General features: G+C 28.8%; 13 protein-coding genes and 3 tRNA genes. 1 reads left to right on the plus strand and 15 read right to left on the minus strand.

The features are described from left to right. Positions 1–73: 73 nt before the first annotated feature. The 12 genes from mprF to DES33_RS03440 all read right to left on the minus strand — a co-directional run bounded on the left by mprF (position 74) and on the right by DES33_RS03440 (position 12,824). A complete protein-coding gene (mprF, locus tag DES33_RS03385; RefSeq protein WP_094224644.1) occupies positions 74–2,476 on the minus strand; it encodes a bifunctional lysylphosphatidylglycerol flippase/synthetase MprF in 2,403 nt (800 codons plus the stop codon). Between the two features lie 10 nt (positions 2,477–2,486). Next, a complete protein-coding gene (locus tag DES33_RS03390; RefSeq protein ID WP_110058079.1) occupies positions 2,487–4,226 on the minus strand; it encodes an ABC transporter ATP-binding protein in 1,740 nt (579 codons plus the stop codon). Continuing rightward, entirely contained in the window at positions 4,216–5,943 is a 1,728-nt protein-coding gene (locus DES33_RS03395; RefSeq protein WP_110058080.1) for an ABC transporter ATP-binding protein, read from the minus strand. The genes DES33_RS03390 and DES33_RS03395 overlap by 11 nt, the downstream gene beginning before the upstream one ends. An 80-nt stretch (positions 5,944–6,023) precedes the next feature. Continuing rightward, complete coding sequence (gene thrS / locus DES33_RS03400) at positions 6,024–7,928, minus strand: threonine--tRNA ligase (protein ID WP_110058081.1); 1,905 nt, start codon at positions 7,926–7,928, stop codon at positions 6,024–6,026. Between the two features lie 192 nt (positions 7,929–8,120). Then, complete coding sequence (gene hisS, locus DES33_RS03405) at positions 8,121–9,416, minus strand: histidine--tRNA ligase (protein WP_110058082.1); 1,296 nt, start codon at positions 9,414–9,416, stop codon at positions 8,121–8,123. A 13-nt stretch (positions 9,417–9,429) separates the two neighbouring features. Then, the gene (locus DES33_RS03410) at positions 9,430–10,560 is read right to left on the minus strand and encodes a DUF6873 family GME fold protein (RefSeq protein ID WP_110058083.1); all 1,131 of its coding nucleotides are present in this window, start codon (positions 10,558–10,560) and stop codon (positions 9,430–9,432) included. Positions 10,561–10,611: 51 nt separating this feature from the next. Then, positions 10,612–10,685, minus strand: a tRNA-Cys gene (locus DES33_RS03415). Between the two features lie 3 nt (positions 10,686–10,688). Next, positions 10,689–10,763 (minus strand) — tRNA-Gly (locus DES33_RS03420). Between the two features lie 8 nt (positions 10,764–10,771). Next, positions 10,772–10,847, minus strand: a tRNA-Phe gene (locus DES33_RS03425). 89 nt (positions 10,848–10,936) lie between these two features. Then, positions 10,937–11,662 carry a hypothetical protein gene (locus DES33_RS03430; protein WP_094203584.1) on the minus strand — a complete coding sequence of 242 codons (726 nt, stop codon included), beginning with the start codon at positions 11,660–11,662 and terminating at the stop codon, positions 10,937–10,939. 21 nt (positions 11,663–11,683) lie between these two features. Further along, positions 11,684–12,325: a zinc dependent phospholipase C family protein gene (locus tag DES33_RS03435; protein WP_110058084.1), complete on the minus strand. Its 642-nt coding sequence runs from the start codon at positions 12,323–12,325 to the stop codon at positions 11,684–11,686. A gap of 58 nt (positions 12,326–12,383) precedes the next feature. Further along, on the minus strand, positions 12,384–12,824 hold the full coding sequence (locus tag DES33_RS03440) for a macro domain-containing protein (protein ID WP_110058085.1): 441 nt from the start codon (positions 12,822–12,824) through the stop codon (positions 12,384–12,386). Between the two features lie 86 nt (positions 12,825–12,910). Between DES33_RS03440 and DES33_RS03445 the strand changes: the two genes are divergently transcribed. Next, positions 12,911–14,056 carry a nucleotidyltransferase family protein gene (locus tag DES33_RS03445; protein WP_110058086.1) on the plus strand — a complete coding sequence of 382 codons (1,146 nt, stop codon included), beginning with the start codon at positions 12,911–12,913 and terminating at the stop codon, positions 14,054–14,056. 38 nt (positions 14,057–14,094) lie between these two features. On the opposite strand, the gene map is transcribed toward DES33_RS03445, so the two are convergent. The 3 genes from map to DES33_RS03460 form a co-directional block, all read right to left on the minus strand. After that, complete coding sequence (gene map / locus DES33_RS03450) at positions 14,095–14,850, minus strand: type I methionyl aminopeptidase (RefSeq protein WP_110058087.1); 756 nt, start codon at positions 14,848–14,850, stop codon at positions 14,095–14,097. Positions 14,851–14,858: 8 nt separating this feature from the next. Next, positions 14,859–16,190: a hemolysin family protein gene (locus DES33_RS03455; protein ID WP_110058088.1), complete on the minus strand. Its 1,332-nt coding sequence runs from the start codon at positions 16,188–16,190 to the stop codon at positions 14,859–14,861. Between the two features lie 170 nt (positions 16,191–16,360). Next, on the minus strand, positions 16,361–18,373 hold the full coding sequence (locus DES33_RS03460; protein WP_094205604.1) for a sodium-translocating pyrophosphatase: 2,013 nt from the start codon (positions 18,371–18,373) through the stop codon (positions 16,361–16,363). Positions 18,374–18,377: the final 4 nt, after the last annotated feature.

Genomic DNA, 18,377 nt, shown 5'->3' on the forward strand with positions numbered 1-18,377 from the left:
AATTATAAGGTGAGAGCGGATATCTCTACTTAACAACAATAAATATTGTATACTATGTTGAACGCTTTGTCAACTATTTTTTCTTTGAATTTACTACATTAATTAAAATATATGGTAAATTAAAGTCCGAAGTATATGCTATATACTTATTCGACCAATTAGGCTTAAATTTATCCTTGTAGTTTCTTAAACCTTTAAAATTATATATCTTATTTTGAGTATTGTAAACAATATTTAGAATTTTTTCTTTCTTCTTTGAATAAATCTTATCTCCAACTTTAGATAACGGTGCCATTCCTAGGTAGAATTTTTCAAAATTATTTTCTTGACCCCATAAAATTAACTTTATGAATATAAAATCCATCAGCCCATCTTCATTTGATCTATCATATCTCATTAAATCGATAGAAAGTGTCTTATCATCATAAAAAGGTTGAAGATTTGCAAAAGCAAGTAATTCATTGTTTTTGTAAATACATGCTATTTTGGTTCTTTTTAGATAATCTTCGTCAAAAAATCCTAAACTAAATCCCATTTCATTTTTATTTTCTAACCATTTATCCGAAACAATTTTCATTTGAGATAACAGGTTATCGGTTGGATCTTCAACTTTAAATTCATAATTCCCTTTATCGAAGTTATTAAGAACATGTCGCCAAGTTCTATTTTTCTTTCCTACTAAAGAAAATTGAGTTAAGTCTACTGTTGCGTCTTGTCCAACCTTAACGAATCTAAAACCTTGATCACAGTATAATTCAAGATTTTCTCCATTTATTTCATAAAAACAAACATTCATGTGATATTCATTGCAATAAACTATAAAATCATCAATTGCTTCAACGAAATTTTCTTTCTTACCTATTGGATCACCTAATACGATAACGCTGTTTTTTACTGGGCGATACATAATCATTACTGTATTTGTCTTGTCAAAATAAACATTTTTATCATTCAAATAAACTAAATGACTAAATTCATTTCCACCAAATTCTTCCAAGAATTTATCAATTTTATCAAAATCCTCATCTGTTAATTTTGTAAATGTGATCTTCTTAGTTCGTGTATATTGAGCAAGGTAAGATAATATCAGAACAAATAAAACATATAGAAGTATAAATTTCTTGTTTTCAACCAAATAATTTAGAGAATATTTTCGATGTGATGTCAAAAAATTTACCTTGCGAACAGTATTGCTAATAAAGATAAATAATACTGTGACAACTGATAATTTACCGATAGTATTTATAAAATATTTTGGGTTGATTTTGATAGCTTTTTCTGTGAATCCATCTTTCATTATATACATTACAATTCCCAATACTAATGTAATAATAGATTCTTCAATGTCTAATCCTTTTAATAGTGTTGAAAAAACTGAAACTATTAATACTGCTTCCGCTATATAAAAAGATTTTTTAACTGATTTTTTTATTCCTTGTGAAAGAAGTATTAGTAACCCACCTGATGTAAGAGTTATAAATCTAGCCAAAATCACTACATCTTTCTTAACAAATCTCTTTAAAAATTTTATTCTTAATAACATTGATGGAGTAGCAACACTTAAACATAATATTAGCCCAACGATTAGAGTAAAAATAGACAAAATATTAAATGCGAACTGTTTCTTGTATTGATCAGTATTGTAATTGTCGTAAATTCTTTTTAATATCATAATTAAAGAAATTATCCATGGAATAACACTACTTACAATTCTGTATATCAATATGGCAATTATTGCAGCTCTAGGTTCTATCAATTTACATAAAAAGTGTATTTCTATTAAATCCGAAACAACAAATCCATCCTGCATCAAGCTAACTTGCCCAAATACATTTGAAACACAATAAATAAGCACCAAAGATGAAAGATTTACATTAGTAAATTGTTTTATCGCAAAAACGAAAAATAATATATTACATATTGTAACAACAGTTTCATAAGCAACTGATAAAACTTTTCTTTTGACACTTATGTTATCCTTTACAACAAAATCTAAATAATATGGACTTTTGTTTTTAAAATAAATAACACAAATACCAATAACCAATATTACTAAATAAATCAAAAATAGTGTCCATTCTGGTTTCATTAAAAATATCGTGAATATACTAATTAAAGATAAAGCGATAAAATTAGAAATATTTTTGTTTAAGTTCTGATTCCTATACTCATCTTCACCAATAAATACTGATTCTATTCCCTTTATCCATACAAATTTTCTTAATGATTCTAGAACCCAAAACTTTTTTATATCCTTGAAATCAAAATTTTTATTATATAAAAAATAGGAAATTGATGAAATAAGAAATACTAAAAGTCCAAATAAAGCAATTTGTAATTTTTGAGCAATACTCAAAAAAATCTTATATTTAAAAATATGATTAGGTGCTATAAAATTATTCCTTACGATATATAAGACAATAATTGTGAATATTATAGTGTATGTTGTCCTAATGTATTTTAGTTTTTTATCCATTAATCCCCCTTTAAACGGATGATTGCTCATCGTACATTTGTTTGTAGAAACCATCTTTTAGTAATAGTTCATCATGAGTTCCACTTTCTATTATTTTACCATTGGATAAGGCAAAAATCTTGTCAACATTTCTAATTGTAGATAATCTGTGAGCTACTATCAATGTAGTTCTTGAATATTTTAATTTTTCTAATGGTTGTTGGATAATTTGCTCTGTTTCAGTATCAATATTCGATGTAGCTTCATCTAAAATTAATATTCTAGGATTTCTAATATATGCTCTTGCAAAGGAGATTAATTGTCTTTCTCCTTGTGAAAGATTAGAGCCTTTTTCTTTTATAGGTTCATTTAAACCTTTTTTAAGCAATGTATAGCATCCTAATTCTTCTAACGCATGTATCACTTCCTCGTCACTATAATCCTTATCTAAAGTGATATTTTCTTTTAATGTAGTTTCAAAAAGAAACGGATCTTGTAGTACAACCGCAAAGTTTTCTCTCATAATATCTTCATTTAAATTATTGATATTTATCTCATCAATTAAAATTTCACCACTTTTTACAGCATAAAACTTCAATATTAAATTAAGGATTGTTGATTTTCCACTACCTGTAGTCCCTACAAAAGCTGCACTAGTTGATTTTGGTATTTTAAATGAAATATCCTTCAATACATCATTTTTATCATAAGCAAAATAAACATTTTTAAATTCAATATCTCCCTTTAGGTCTTCTATCACACCATCTGACTTTTCAATTGTATCTAATTTCATTATGTCAAATATGTGACTTGCAGATGCATAAGCTTGTTCCATATCTCCAAATCTTGTAACGATTACGCTAACATTCGAAAATATCTTTGAAGTATAATCAATAATGATATAAAGGCCACCAACCGTAACTGGATAACTTTTCGTTATCTGACCATATCCAAAATAAAATAAAATTATAACTGTTGATAATAAACCAATTATATCAATAGCCCTGTATCCTCCATAGCTTCTTAATTTAGTAAGAGCTAAATTATTTCCAAAAATTTCTTTGTTAATTTTATCGAACTTATCTTTTATAGTTTGCTTGACATTTAAAGCTTGAATTATTTCCATATTACTAATATTTTCATTAATATTTGCGTTTATTTTACTAACCAGATGTCTGATTCTTTTGTTATGTTTTGCTGATTTATATCTATAGTCATAGAATATTAAGAAAACAAGTGGAAACAAAATCAAAAGCATCAAAGACACTTTAATATTTGTTACAACCATCATAATATATATTGCAATTATCATTATCGCAGCAGTTGTAATATCTGCAAGAATTAATTGAAACATTATCTTCAATCTCATAGTATCATTCGTAATCCTTGATACGATACTTCCCGCTGCCAAATTATCGAAGTATTCTATAGGTAATTCATTGATATGTTTGTAGATATCATTTTGTACAAAATATGTTACATTGTTTGCTGCCAATTCAAAATAAATCATACTCAAGTTGCTGAAAATTCCACAAGCAACGTAGATTACCAAATAAATAGCCAAATATTTTATAATTGATGAAAAATTACCAACTATATTATTCTTAGCGACAAACTCATTTAATACAAATCCTATTACAATCGGTCCCAAAATTTCCATTGAAGTTCTTAATAAGGAAAAGACAAATCCAATCACCAATTCTTTGGATTGCTTCATGGAATACATTTTTAGTTTTTCTGATACAAATTTATTTCTTAATTTACTCTTCATATCTGCCCCTCACTAATTGGATATTATATTGATTGTAATACCATTGTTTGTTTTCCATTAATTCCGAATGAGTACCCATCTCACTTATTTGACCATCTTTCATTACTATTATTAAATCAAAATCGTCAATCTGATTTAATCTATGAGTTGATAATATTACGGTTTTTTTAAGTTTTTTTAACTCTCTTAAAATATTTTTCTCAGTTTGAGTATCCAATGCGCTTAAGCAGTCGTCTAATACAACCAAGTTTGAGTCTTTTAATAAAGCTCTTGCTAATGAAATTCTTTGTTTTTGACCTCCAGATAACGACAGCCCGTTTTCACCACACAAAGTGTCAAATTCATCAGGAAAATTGACTATATCCTTATAAATATCCGCGCTTTTAGATACTTTAACCACTTCTTCATCTGTGGCCTCTATCTTGGAAAGTTTTATATTATTTTTTATTGTATCCGAAAAAATCATACTTTTTTGAGACACATACGCCATATTATCTCTTGCTGATTTTAAATTTAATAAATTCGTGTATTTACCGTTGATTTCAAATTCATCTTGCCTTGGATATAAGAATAATAATTGTTTAAGAATAGTTGACTTTCCTGACGCTGTCTTCCCAACAATAGCCACCCTCATGTTCTTCTTGAATTCAAAAGAAATATCTTTAAGTGCGAATTCTTTAGAGTAAGGATATTTGAAACTATAATTTTCAAACTTAATACTTTCTATATCATCAATTTCCTTGTAATCTTCGTTTAAATCTAATTCATCTTTATAGTCAAGTATATTATCGATTCTATCCATTGATGCATCGGCTTGTTGATATACATTTATGAAGTTTCCTAATGCATACATTGGCCAAATTAACATATTTAAATAATATGTAAAAGAAACCAATTGACCAACAGATATTTGATTCTTACTTATTAAAAATGTTCCATATCCGATTGCTATAACAAAAGTTATTGCTGGGATTATCCTTTGAAAAGGAGCCATCATTGCTCTGTATTTTACAACATCCATGTTTTTTTGAACCAACATTTTAGAACGATTTTGAAACGAAAAATATCTGGCATCTTTTATCCCAAAAACTCTTATAATTCTAATACCTTCAACATCTTCTAGTACACTATTGTTTAGCTTATCAAATGTAGATTGCACAATTGAGTATTTTTCATGGATTTTCTTACCAATTTTTAAACACAAAAATGCCAATATAGGAAGAGGTATTATAGAAACTAGTGTTAAACGAACGTCAACTACGACCATCATTATAATTATTATAAACAAAGGAAATACTGTAGAATCAAAAAATGTAAGAGTTCCAAATCCCATCAAATCGCTTAAACTATTGACATCTCCAGTAGCTCTGTTCATAAGTTCTCCCGTTTTGAAAGTTTGAAAATATTTCATGGATTCGTTTAAGTATTTATCCATAAGTCTATTTCTAGTTACATAGTCTATTTCATTCGAAGCTCTGAATGTGTAATAACACCATCCCATTGCAAAAAAATATTTAATTCCTATTACTAAAACATCAATTAAAAGTATAATTAAAAAAGGTTTTAATTCTATCGAATTGTTTAATACTCTATCGGTTAATTTCCCTGTTATATATGGAGGAATTAATCCTACTAGGTCACTTAATAAAAGAAATGTAATAGCAAGAATTAATTTGTTTTTGTAATATTTTAGAAACCAATAAAATTTCTTGTACATTTTACCTCCTTCTATTAAAAATTTGCTCTGAAAAATTCAGAGCAAATTTTTATATTGTAAAATAAGCTTTCTTTATAGAATTATTTTCTATTTTGATATTCATCTACTAATTCATCAATAAATTCATCAGTATTCTTAGATCCTACATCTCCGAGATCTCTTTTTCTTACTGATACCTCATTGTTATCAATTTCATTTTGTCCAATTATTAATGAATAGTTCACTTTCTTCAATTGAGATTCCCTGATCTTAAGACCGATTTTTTCACTTCTATCATCGACTTTCACTCTCAATCCACGTGCTCTCATTTTTTGTTGTAATTCATACGCATAATCATTGAATTTATCGCTAATAGGAAGAATTTCTACTTGAACTGGTGATAACCATAATGGGAATTTTCCAGCATAGTGTTCTATTAGTATTCCCATAAATCTTTCTTCACTACCTAAAATTGCTCTATGAATCATTGCTGGACGTTTTTTAGATCCATCACTTGCGATATAAGTCATATCGAATCTTTCTGGCATTTGGAAATCTAATTGAATAGTTCCACATTGCCAAGTTCTACCAATTGCATCTTCCAAATGGAAATCTATTTTAGGGCCGTAGAAAGCTCCGTCACCTTCATTAATTTTATATTCAAGACCTTTGTGTTCCAACGCACTCTTAAGTGAATTGATTGCTAAATCCCAATCTTCATCTGATCCCATTGAATCTTCTGGACGAGTTGACAATTCAACTTCATATTTAAAACCAAACTTAGAATAAATATAATCACAGAAATCTATAATCTTAGTTACTTCTTCTTCTATTTGTTCAGGTAAACAGAATACATGTGCATCATCTTGTACGAAAGTTCTAACTCTGAATAGGCCATGCAATGCCCCAGATAATTCATGGCGGTGAACTTGACCCAATTCTGCAACTTTAATTGGAAGCTCTCTGTAGCTGTGCAATTCATCTTTGTAAACTAAAATTGATCCTGGACAGTTCATTGGTTTTATTGCATAATCATCGCCATCTATTTGAGTGAAATACATATTTTCTTTGTAGTGATCCCAGTGACCTGATTGATGCCATAAATCTTCGTTCAAAATCAATGGAGTTTTGATTTGACCATATCCTCTATCTAAAAGTTGTTCCTTCAAGAATTTTTCTAGTTCATTTAACACAACCATTCCATTTGGATGGAAGAATGGGAAACCCGGACCTTCTTCTTGAATTGAGAATAGCCCCATTTCTTTACCAATTTTTCTGTGATCTCTCTTCTTAGCTTCTTCCATTCTATCCAAATATTCGTCTAATAATTTTTTCTTAGGGAATGAAATTCCGTAAATTCTTTGAAGCATCTTGTTATTTTCATCACCTCTCCAGTACGCACCGGCAATTGATAATAATTTAAATGCTTTAATATTTTTCACTTCTAATAAATGAGGTCCTCTACACAAATCAACGAAGTCTCCCATTTCATACAATGTAATTGTAGCATCTTCATCAAGATTTTCTATTAAGTCAACTTTATAATCTTGACCTTCTTTCTTAAATCTTTCCAATGCTTCTTCTCTTGAAATTTCAACCCTTACTAATTTAGGATTTTCTTTAACTATTTTTTTCATTTCGGCTTCAATTTTTTCTAAATCCTCAGGTACAAACTTGTGATCTGTATCTAAATCATAATAGAATCCAGAATCAATTGATGGTCCAATTGCAAATTTTGTATTTGGATACAATCTTTGAATAGCATAAGCCATTAAGTGAGATGAAGTATGCCAAAAAACTTGCTTTCCTTCTTCATCATCAAATTTTACGAATTGAACTTCACAGTCAGAATCAATAGTTTCCATTAATCCCATTATTTTACCATCTACAACTGCTCCGACACAGTCTCTTGCTAATCCTTCAGAAATTGATTTGCAAACATCTAATAAACTAATTTCTTCATCAAATTCTTTTACGGATCCATCTTTTAATTTTACTTCAAACATAAATACCTCCTAATAAAAAAGAGACCCTCATCCCGATAGGGACAAGTGTCTCGTGGTTCCACCCTAATTTTTTCTCATTTGACAATAGGCTCCAAATTAGTATTCAGCATACTGATCTCTTAAGTAAAATTTCAGCCTAAGTTTTACTCTCTCTGAAAGTTCTTATATGCCTACTGGGATTTTTCATCGCCTTTATTTTAACTTTTCAATAATTTGGTTAAGTTCTAATAATTCTTGATTACCATTTTCCATATTTCGTAAAGTGAATTTATTTTGCTCAACTTCATCTTGTCCTATTATTATAACATATTTTACGGATAATTTGTCAGCATAATTAAATTTCTTTTTTAATTTATCATCTTCAAGATAACTCATACATCTTACAGAAGAACTTCTCAAATCTTTCATCAACTTCACTGCATTTTTTTCATAACCTTTCATAGGAATAATAATGCAATCAAAGTTAGTTTGTTGTCCTTTAACCAAATTTAATTCTTGAAGTTGATAGAATAATCTAGTTAAGCCGATACTCATTCCTACTCCAGGCAACTTGCTTTTGGTGAAATTATTAGCTAAACTATCATATCTTCCTCCAGAACAAATAGATCCTATTTCACGATATTCCTTAAAAAATGTTTCAAATACTGAACCTGTGTAGTAATCAAGCCCTCTAGTTATAGATAAATTTATTTTAATATTATCTGGACTAACTCCCAAAGATAAAATATCGTCATATACAAATTTCAATTCTTCAAGTCCACAAACAAATAATTCATTATCAATATTCAATGATTCAAGATTTTCGATAATTTCTAGGTTAGTTCCATCTATTTGTAAGAAATTTAAAATCGAATCAATTTTTTCATTATCCAAGTTTAGCTTAGATAATTCTTCTTTTACATTATCTATTCCTATTTTATCTAATTTATCAATTATTCTCAAACATGATTCAAAGTCCTCAATACCTAAATAAGAGAAATATCCATTCAATATTTTTCTGTTATTAAATTGAAATTCAAAGTCTGGAACATCTATTGATTTTAAAGCTTCATACATACATTTTACTATTTCCGCATCATTATATAAGCTCAATTTTTCATTTCCTATGATGTCTATATCGCATTGATAAAATTCTTTATATCTTCCTTTTTGATTTCTTTCTCCTCTATAAACTTTAGCTATTTGATATCTTCTAAATGGGAATGCTAAGTCTTGCATGTACATTGAAACGTATTTTGCGAGTGGCACAGTTAAGTCAAATCTCAATCCTTGATTTTTCTTACTACTATCAATTCTATACACTTGCTTACTTGTTTCTCCTCCACCTTTAGATAGTAAAACGTCTAATTTTTCTATAGCAGGTGTATCGATTGAAAAAAATGCATTTTTAATAAAAACATCTTCTATTCTTCTTTTAATTGTATCAAACACCATTTGGTCTTCAGGAAGAAGTTCCATCATTCCCGGTAATGTAGATGGTTGAATCATAATTGACCTCCTATTAATTAAAAATTATAGATCCGCGATCTATAAAATCATCATCATCTGTATAATAGTATTTTATATTTTCTTTTTCTAAAAATTCAATAAGTTTATTTTTAAATTTATAATTTTCAAGATTGCCATAAAACACAACCCCTAAATCAGCACAATATCCACAAGTCCCACCAATAAATCCTGTATCATAACCTTCTAGTTTTATTTCACCAGAATCTATCAAATATGCCTGAATATTTTGTTTCTGAACACTAGCATATATAGATTTATCACTGGTAATTACAAATTTATCAGTAACTATTGTTGAACATTTTGAATATCCTTGTTTGACCATTATTATTTTCTCATCTTTAAGTAATTTTAATACAACAGGATCTACAGATTTTTTATTACAGACTAAATGATTTTCAATTGAAAAGTTATTTAACAAGCAATCTTTCGGGTATGTGTTCGTTATATCAAGCTCCGTTACATATAATGCTATATAATTTGGAAGATATGCCCTATAATGAAAATACGATTCTTGAGTACAAACGAATGCATTTTCATTTATTTTCCTAATTTGCATATCTACATGGTCACTAACTTTTTCATCCATTTTTTTACTATCGAAACTGTAAATAACTTCATAACCATTGCCTTTTAAAAATTTTATCAAGCCATTTTTAGCTTTAAAACTAATTATCGCAAATTTCTTATGAGATTCTTCAAACATATCATTCTTTATTTCTAATCTATTTTGATCATCCAAATGTTCTTTTATAATTTCATCGAAAATAAATCCATTGAACTTAAATTTAATTATATCAAATAAGTTTGATAGTGCATAATCCATTAAAAATCTAAAAATTTTAAAAAGTATTGATTTATTAATTTTATCTAAATATATCTCTTTGATTAACAACTCTTTATCATCTAAATCTAACACCAAATACCCTATTAACTTAGTTTCTTCAAAAATCACGAAATGATTTCTATTAGATATTTGTTTTTTCAAAGATTTAATTATTGTTGTTCTATTTTTCGCCAAATTTGAATCAAACTTATTTTGAAATAAAAAATTATTTCTCAGTTTGTATACAAAATCTGATAATTCCTCAATATACTCATCTTCTAATAAATCAATAAAAATCATATTAACTCCTTTACATATAAAAAAAAGGAAAGTCTATAATAAACTTTCCTTTGGAGGCGACACCCAGATTTGAACTGGGGGTGAAGGTGTTGCAGACCTCTGCCTTACCACTTGGCTATGTCGCCGTATGGAGCGGAAGACGAGACTCGAACTCGCGACCCTCGCCTTGGCAAGGCGATGCTCTACCACTGAGCCACTTCCGCACACATTTTGGTGCCCAGAGCCGGAATCGAACCAGCGACACAAGGATTTTCAGTCCTTTGCTCTACCGACTGAGCTATCTGGGCTTAATGTATCAAACATTACTTTACTAGTATAAACGATTAAATTTGTTTTGTCAAATTTTTTTACAACAATTTAAATCCGACTTTACAATTTACTTATACCTTTGTAATACTCTGTCATTTAACCCATACCACAATGCATCTTCTATAGAATTATTTAAAACAGTTTTCAAAGTTTTAACAATTTTTTTGTACAAATTTTCTAATTGCCACATATTCAAGAATTTTTCTTCAGAAATCACTACACTATCATTAATAGATTTCATCACTAACTGTTTGTCCATCTTGCTATTAATGCTAAATATCTTGTCTTTTAAGATGTTTTCACAATAATTATCTATTATTGAATCTTGTACTCTAAATGCATTTGATTTGTTTTTAATTGAACTAATCATCTTATTTTTTAAAAACTTAGCACTTCTGCTTTCAGTATTATGAAGAAGAATATCCGATTTTTTAATCGTAGATGCTGGAATATGTCTTAATGCATAAAACTCCAACTCATCACTTATATTCTTATTATTAAAGCCTTCAGTATAAGCTTGAAGATAATAAGTGAATTCAATTTTATTAATATCTTCTGATATCAAATCAAAAATAGCTTTAATAATATTTTCTCTATCATTTCTATACGACAAATGATTAATTAAAACATTGTAAATTTTATTAAGAGCGTTATATTTGACATAACAAGGTTGTATTTTGTTTTCTTGTTGAACAATATCAAGCATTAAGTATAAAGCTAATAAATCGTCTTCGAAAAGAAATTTTTTCTCAAGCTTTTTCTTTAAATTGTTCGTGTTATAAGCTTTATACATAACTCCTACTCCTAATTATATTTAAAAAACAAAGGACTTTTGATAGTATCTTTCTGTAGAGAATACTTCAATAGTTTCAAAGATAAAACAGAAAATAGAATAATTCAAACCATACGCAAAGTCCAAATCTCTCGTTTTATCTTCTGAAATGCTATATTCATCTACTATATCTTCAATATAATTCTTAACCAATGTTTTTAACATCACACATTCATCATTATCTATGCTTATTTGACCTGATGTTATTGCTCTTTTGTCAAATATATGATTTTGTGCTAACTTATTCAAAACTCTTTCGTAATTCATGTGATCTTTAAGGTGTTGATTACACCTCCATCTTTTTGCATGCGGAAGACACACATAATCACTTAGATAATGACTTATTACTCCAAGTTTTGTACTTAAAATCTTATTTTGCAATGAATTCAATCTTGTTAAATCTGTAAATTGAAAAAGATAAATTATAGTTATAATTTCTTTTACAATATAATTTATACTTTCTTCTTTGTAATGTGCTATTAGCTTGTATTTTGGTAAAATATCTGGACTAACAGCTCCCCATTCTAATTTTTTTATATTTAAATTGATTCCATAGGAATCTTTAATGTCTTGATTTATTTCTCTAACAATTCTCTTATGAGTTTCTGGAAAAATATTAATCACTACCTTTCGTCATTGGACATAATATTATTTTAGAGTAATTTAAGTTAAAAGTCAATTATTAACTTTTGCACATAAATACAAGAAAATCGCTAATTCTCAACGATTTTTCGTCTATAACTTCATTTATAAGATTAACAAATTCACTAGAATATTTTTCAGTTAAAAAAGAATAATCTATGTTAAGCGAATGAATTTCAAATTTTTTCATTTCACAAAAAACATTATAGATTAGATTTTTGAAAATATTTTTGTTGTTATTTCTTAAATCATCTGGCAAATTTGCCAATATCACATAATCCGAAGTTATATTAAAAGCGGGAATGATTTTACATTCACCTTTTTCTATTCCACTTAATTTTGTAAGAGGTTCTAAAATTCTTTCTCCAGCTTTTTCAACTAATTTTTTTGAATTCTCTTCCAGAAGTGAATTTTCGATAAAATATAAAATTGCATCGCTTTGTAGCTCAAAAATATTGCCTTTAACAAATCTTATATCCATAAAATCTACCCCTTTTTATTTACTATATTACCAATATCAATTATAATACAACATAAGAAAAAAGTATATGAAAGGAATCAATAATTATGAATATAGCTATAGTATGTGAATACAATCCGTTCCATTTTGGGCATTTACATCAAATAAATCAAATTAAAAAAAATTTCCCAGAAGCAAATATAATTGCAGTTATGAGTGGAAGTGTCGTGCAACGTGGTGAGTTTTCTATTTTAGATAAACTTCATAAAACTAAAATTGCTTTGGAACACGGAATAAACTGTGTTATTGAAATTCCTTCTATATTTTCTTTACAATCAGCGCAAAATTTCGCCTATTACGCTATTAAAATAATAGACACTATTGGATGTGATTATGTTTCTTTTGGAATTGAAACAGAAATAAAAGATCTAATTTCATACAAAGATTTTCTACTAGAAAATGAAGCTAATATTAAACAGTTTATACTAGAAAACAAAAATATTTCATATAATAAAAATATAATAGAATTTTCAAAACAAAACTATTTTGATTATTCTGATTCAATTTTCAAATCAAATAATATTCTTGCTTTGGAATATATGAAATCATTAGATAAACTACACTCTAATTGTAAAATTCTGCCAATAAGAAGAGTAAATAGCGAATACAATTCAAATTCCTTAGAATGTATTTCTTATAGTGCCTCTTCTATTAGATCTAATTTAAAACTATTAGAAGAATTTAAAGACAAAATACCATCTTTAACTTACGATTATCTAAAACACAATTCTATTAGATCTAACAAAAAACTTTTAGACATATTATCTTATAAATTATTTGTGGAAAAATCAGAATTAGATAATATAACGGGTTATGAGAAAGGATTAGATAATCATCTATCAAATGTATTGAATGAAAATTATGATGATTTTTTTGAAAACATAAAAAATAAAAAATATACCAAAAATCGACTTCAAAGATTGATTTTAAATTATATTTTAGGAGTAGATAAAAAATTTGTAGATGATATCGTAAATGCAGATATTGAAGCTGTTCGCCTATTGGGATTCAAAAAAAACTTCGATTTGTCTACAATTAATAAAAATTGTAAAATTTATTCTTTGAACAGAGACTTTTCAAATTTATCTGATAATTACAAAAAATTATTTGAATATGATATAAAAGTCAGTAGACTAATATATTCAACAAAAAAGGTTAATGATTTTTATAATTTTCCAGTAATAAAAAAATAGAGAATATTTTGAGGACCCCCCAAAATATTCTCTTTATTTTATTGTCCTTGTTGTTTAGTCAAAATTCTTGGACCATCTTTTGTGATAGCTAATGTATGTTCATATTGGCATGATTTTTTTCCGTCAATAGTTCTAGCTGTCCATCCATTTTTATCAATTTTCAACTTATGAGTTCCCATATTAATCATTGGTTCAATAGTTAAAACCATTCCCTCTTGTAATCTAAGACCTCTGTGTTCTTTACCATAGTGAAGAACCATAGGATCTTCATGCATACCTCTTCCAATCCCGTGGCCTGTGAATTCGCGTACTACAGAATAGCCATTAGTTTCTGCTATTGACTGAATTTTAGCTCCTATATCTCCTAGTCTATTGCCAATAACAGCTAATTTAATTCCTTCATACAAACATTCTCTTGTAACATCCATAAGTTTTTGAGTATCTTCATCTATTTGACCAACTGCATAGCTCCAACAGGAATCACTCATCCAACCATTCAATTCAACTACTGTATCTACTTTTAACAAATCACCAGATTTTAAAATATAATCAGATGGATATCCATGGCATATTTCATCATTTACAGAGCAACATGTAGCGTATGGGAATCCCTCAAATCCTATTTGAGCTGGTATTGCTCCCTTGCTTCTAATAAATTTTTCGCAAAAATCATTAACTTGCATTGTAGTCAAACCTGGTTTAACAAATTCCCTCAAAGCTTCATGCATTCCAGAAATAACATTTCCAGAAATATCCATTTTTTCTATTTCATCTTTATTTTTTATAATAATCATTTAATCACCTATTCAAAAAAGTTCTTAGGTAATGTAATTTTTACCTTTTTAATTCTTTTATCTTCCACAAAAATTATATTGTACAAAACATCATCTATTTCTATTTTTCTTTTAAAGCCATCTTCAGGTATATATCCCAATCGATTTATTAACATACCGCCTAATGTATCATAATCATCCGATAGCTCATCAATCTCAAGTCCAATGTTAGAATTAATTTCTTTTATAGAAGTACTACCTTTTACTATATAATTAAACTTGTCAACCTGAATAATATCAGGAGCTTCATGATCGTATTCATCTTCAATATTTCCAACTATTTCTTCAATTAAATCTTCCATCGATACAATACCTGAGAAACCACCATATTCATCAATTAAGATTGCCATGTGAATTCTTTTTTTCTTCATATCTGAGAATAAATCATTGATATTTTTAGTTTCTGATATAAAATACGCTGGCTTTAAAATCTTTCTTAAGTCAACATTATTAAATCCATGTTTGTAAGCTTCACTCATGTAATCTTTAATGTAGATGATGCCCAGTATGTTGTCAATATCACCTTCATATACTGGAATTCTTGAAAATTTTAGTTCCATTAATTTATCCAAATAATCTTCAATACAATCTTCAAGGTCAATTGCAAATACTTCTGTTCTTGCTGTCATTATTTCTTCAGCTGTTTTTTCATCAAAGTTAATAACAGCATCAATCATATCTTTTTCGTTTGAATTTATAATTCCTTGTTCCTTTCCGACCTCTACCATTGATTTTATTTCTTCAACAGTAATTTTGCTCTCCACATTCAAAGTTTTAATTCCAATTATACTCAGTATAAATTTTGTTGACTTAGAAAGTAAAAAAACAAATGGTTTTAAAATAAAGTAAATAAATTTTACAGCATTAATCGAAAATAACGCAAAAGAATCCGCCACACTCAAAGCAATTCTTTTTGGAATCAATTGTCCAAACAAAATATACAAAAACGATAAAACAATAAGTACAACACACACTGATATCCAATAAGTTACAGATTTATTTAATCCTAAAAATATCATCTTTTTACTCAAACTTACACTTAAACTAGATGCACATATTGCTGAAGCAACAAATCCAATATAAGTTAATATAACTTGAATAGTAGACAAAAATTTTGTGTGTTTTTCAAATTGTTCTAAAACAGATTTTGCCTTTTCATTTCCATCATCACTCATAACCCTAAGCTTATTTTTATCACAAGATACAATTGCTATTTCACTTGCTGAAAAAAAAGCATTAATTACTATAAGTATTAATAAAATAACCAATTCTACAATAAGATTGGGCCCGACTTCGTCCATTTAATCCTCCTAAAATTATAGATAATAATATTATACAATAATTTTGAATTAAAATAAAACAAAATTAAAAACGGAATGTTTTCCGCAATACAAAGATAACATTCCGCTTAAAATCATTTAATTCAATTCGTGTTTTAGAAAAACACTTCAAATACTAAAATATTCGATTTTTAGAATAAGTTTAGTATTACTCCACCATGTTGAGCAATCAATGGTGCGAATACTAATGATACTACCGTCATCAATTTAATTAATATGTTTAATGATGGACCTGAAGTATCCTTGAATGGATCCCCAACAGTATCTCCAACTACAGCTGCCTTATGAGCATCTGATCCTTTTCCACCGTGTTGACCTGATTCAATATATTTTTTAGCATTATCCCATGCTCCACCACTGTTTGACATGAATATTGCCATTAATACGCCTGTAACAAGTGAACCTGCTAAAAGTCCTCCTAAAGCTTCTGCACCTAATAAGAATCCCATTATAACTGGACAAACTACAGCTAACAAACCTGGAACAAGCATTTGTCTTAATGCAGCACCTGTAGAAATATCTACACATTTTTTGTAATCAGGTTGTTGAGTACCTTCCATAATTCCTGGGAATTCTTTAAATTGTCTTCTAACTTCAACAATCATATCATTTGCAGCTGTTCCTACAGCATCCATAGTCAATGCTGAGAATAGGAATGGTAACATACCACCAATGAACATACCAGCTACAACTTCTGGACTTGTAACATCTATTTGTTTCAAACCTACTACAGCTGTATATGATGCAAATAATGCTAATGCTGTTAATGCAGCACTACCGATTGCAAATCCCTTTCCTATCGCAGCGGTAGTATTTCCGACTGAGTCTAATTTATCTGTAATATTTCTAACATCTTCTGGTAATTCGCACATTTCAGCAATACCACCAGCATTATCTGCTATTGGACCATAAGCGTCTACTGCAATTGTCATTCCACAAGTAGATAACATACCTATAGCAGCTACTGCAATACCATACAAACCTTCTGTAGGGTTTGTAGCACCATTTGATGCAAAGAATGAAATTATTATACCAATAGCTATTACAATAATTGGACCAGTAGTTGATTTCATTCCTGTAGCCAAACCTGAAATAATATTTGTAGAAGAACCTGTTTCTGATTCTTCAGCAATTTTTTGAACTGGCTTTTTATCTTCAGATGTGTAGTATTCAGTAAATTGTGAAATTATCAATCCAACTAATATACCAGCTAATACAGAGAAGAAAGCATTATTACTACCAAGAATAGATCTTGATAAGAAGAATGATCCTGCGATTGCTAATATTGAGCTGATAATTGTACCTGTATTTAAAGATTTTTGAGGATCTTTTCCTCCTCTAACTGTAAATACACCTATAATAGATGCAATAACACCTAAAGCTGCTGTTGCTATTGCAAACGATACTCCCTTTTCTTCGTAAGCTAATAAACCTAATGTAATACCAGATAAAATACTACCAGCATAGGATTCAAATAAGTCGGCTCCCATACCAGCAACATCCCCTACGTTGTCCCCAACATTATCTGCAATTACTGCAGGGTTTCTAGGGTCATCTTCAGGAATACCAGCTTCAACTTTACCAACCAAGTCCGCTCCAACATCTGCGGCTTTTGTATAGATACCTCCACCAACTCTGGCAAATAAAGCTATGGAAGAAGCACCAAAACTAAATCCAGTAACAACTTCAGCATCTTGGAAAATAATATAAGAAAGAGTTATACCTAAAATTCCTAATCCAACAACGCACATTCCCATTACTGCTCCACCAGAAAATGCTACGTTTAATGCTCCATTCATTCCTTCTTCTTTTGCCGCATTAGCTGTCCTAACGTTTGCCTTTGTTGCAGCTTGCATACCGATGTAACCTGCAAGTACACTAAATATTGCACCAGCTAAAAAACAAATTGCTGTCTTATAATCGATTGCAACACCTAGAATTACACATACTATAACTACAAAAATAATAAGTGCTTTGTACTGGCGAGAAAGATAAGCCATTGCTCCGTCGTGAATAAATCCAGATATCTCCCTCATTCTTTCATTACCAGCACCTTTTTTACTTATGCTACTAAATTTTATTGCAGCAAATAATAAAGCGATAATACCTGCTGCAATAGCTAAATAGTAATACATATTGTCCATGATT

This window comes from Finegoldia magna, from assembly GCF_003182075.1.
Taxonomy (GTDB): Bacteria; Bacillota; Clostridia; order Tissierellales; family Peptoniphilaceae; genus Finegoldia; species Finegoldia magna.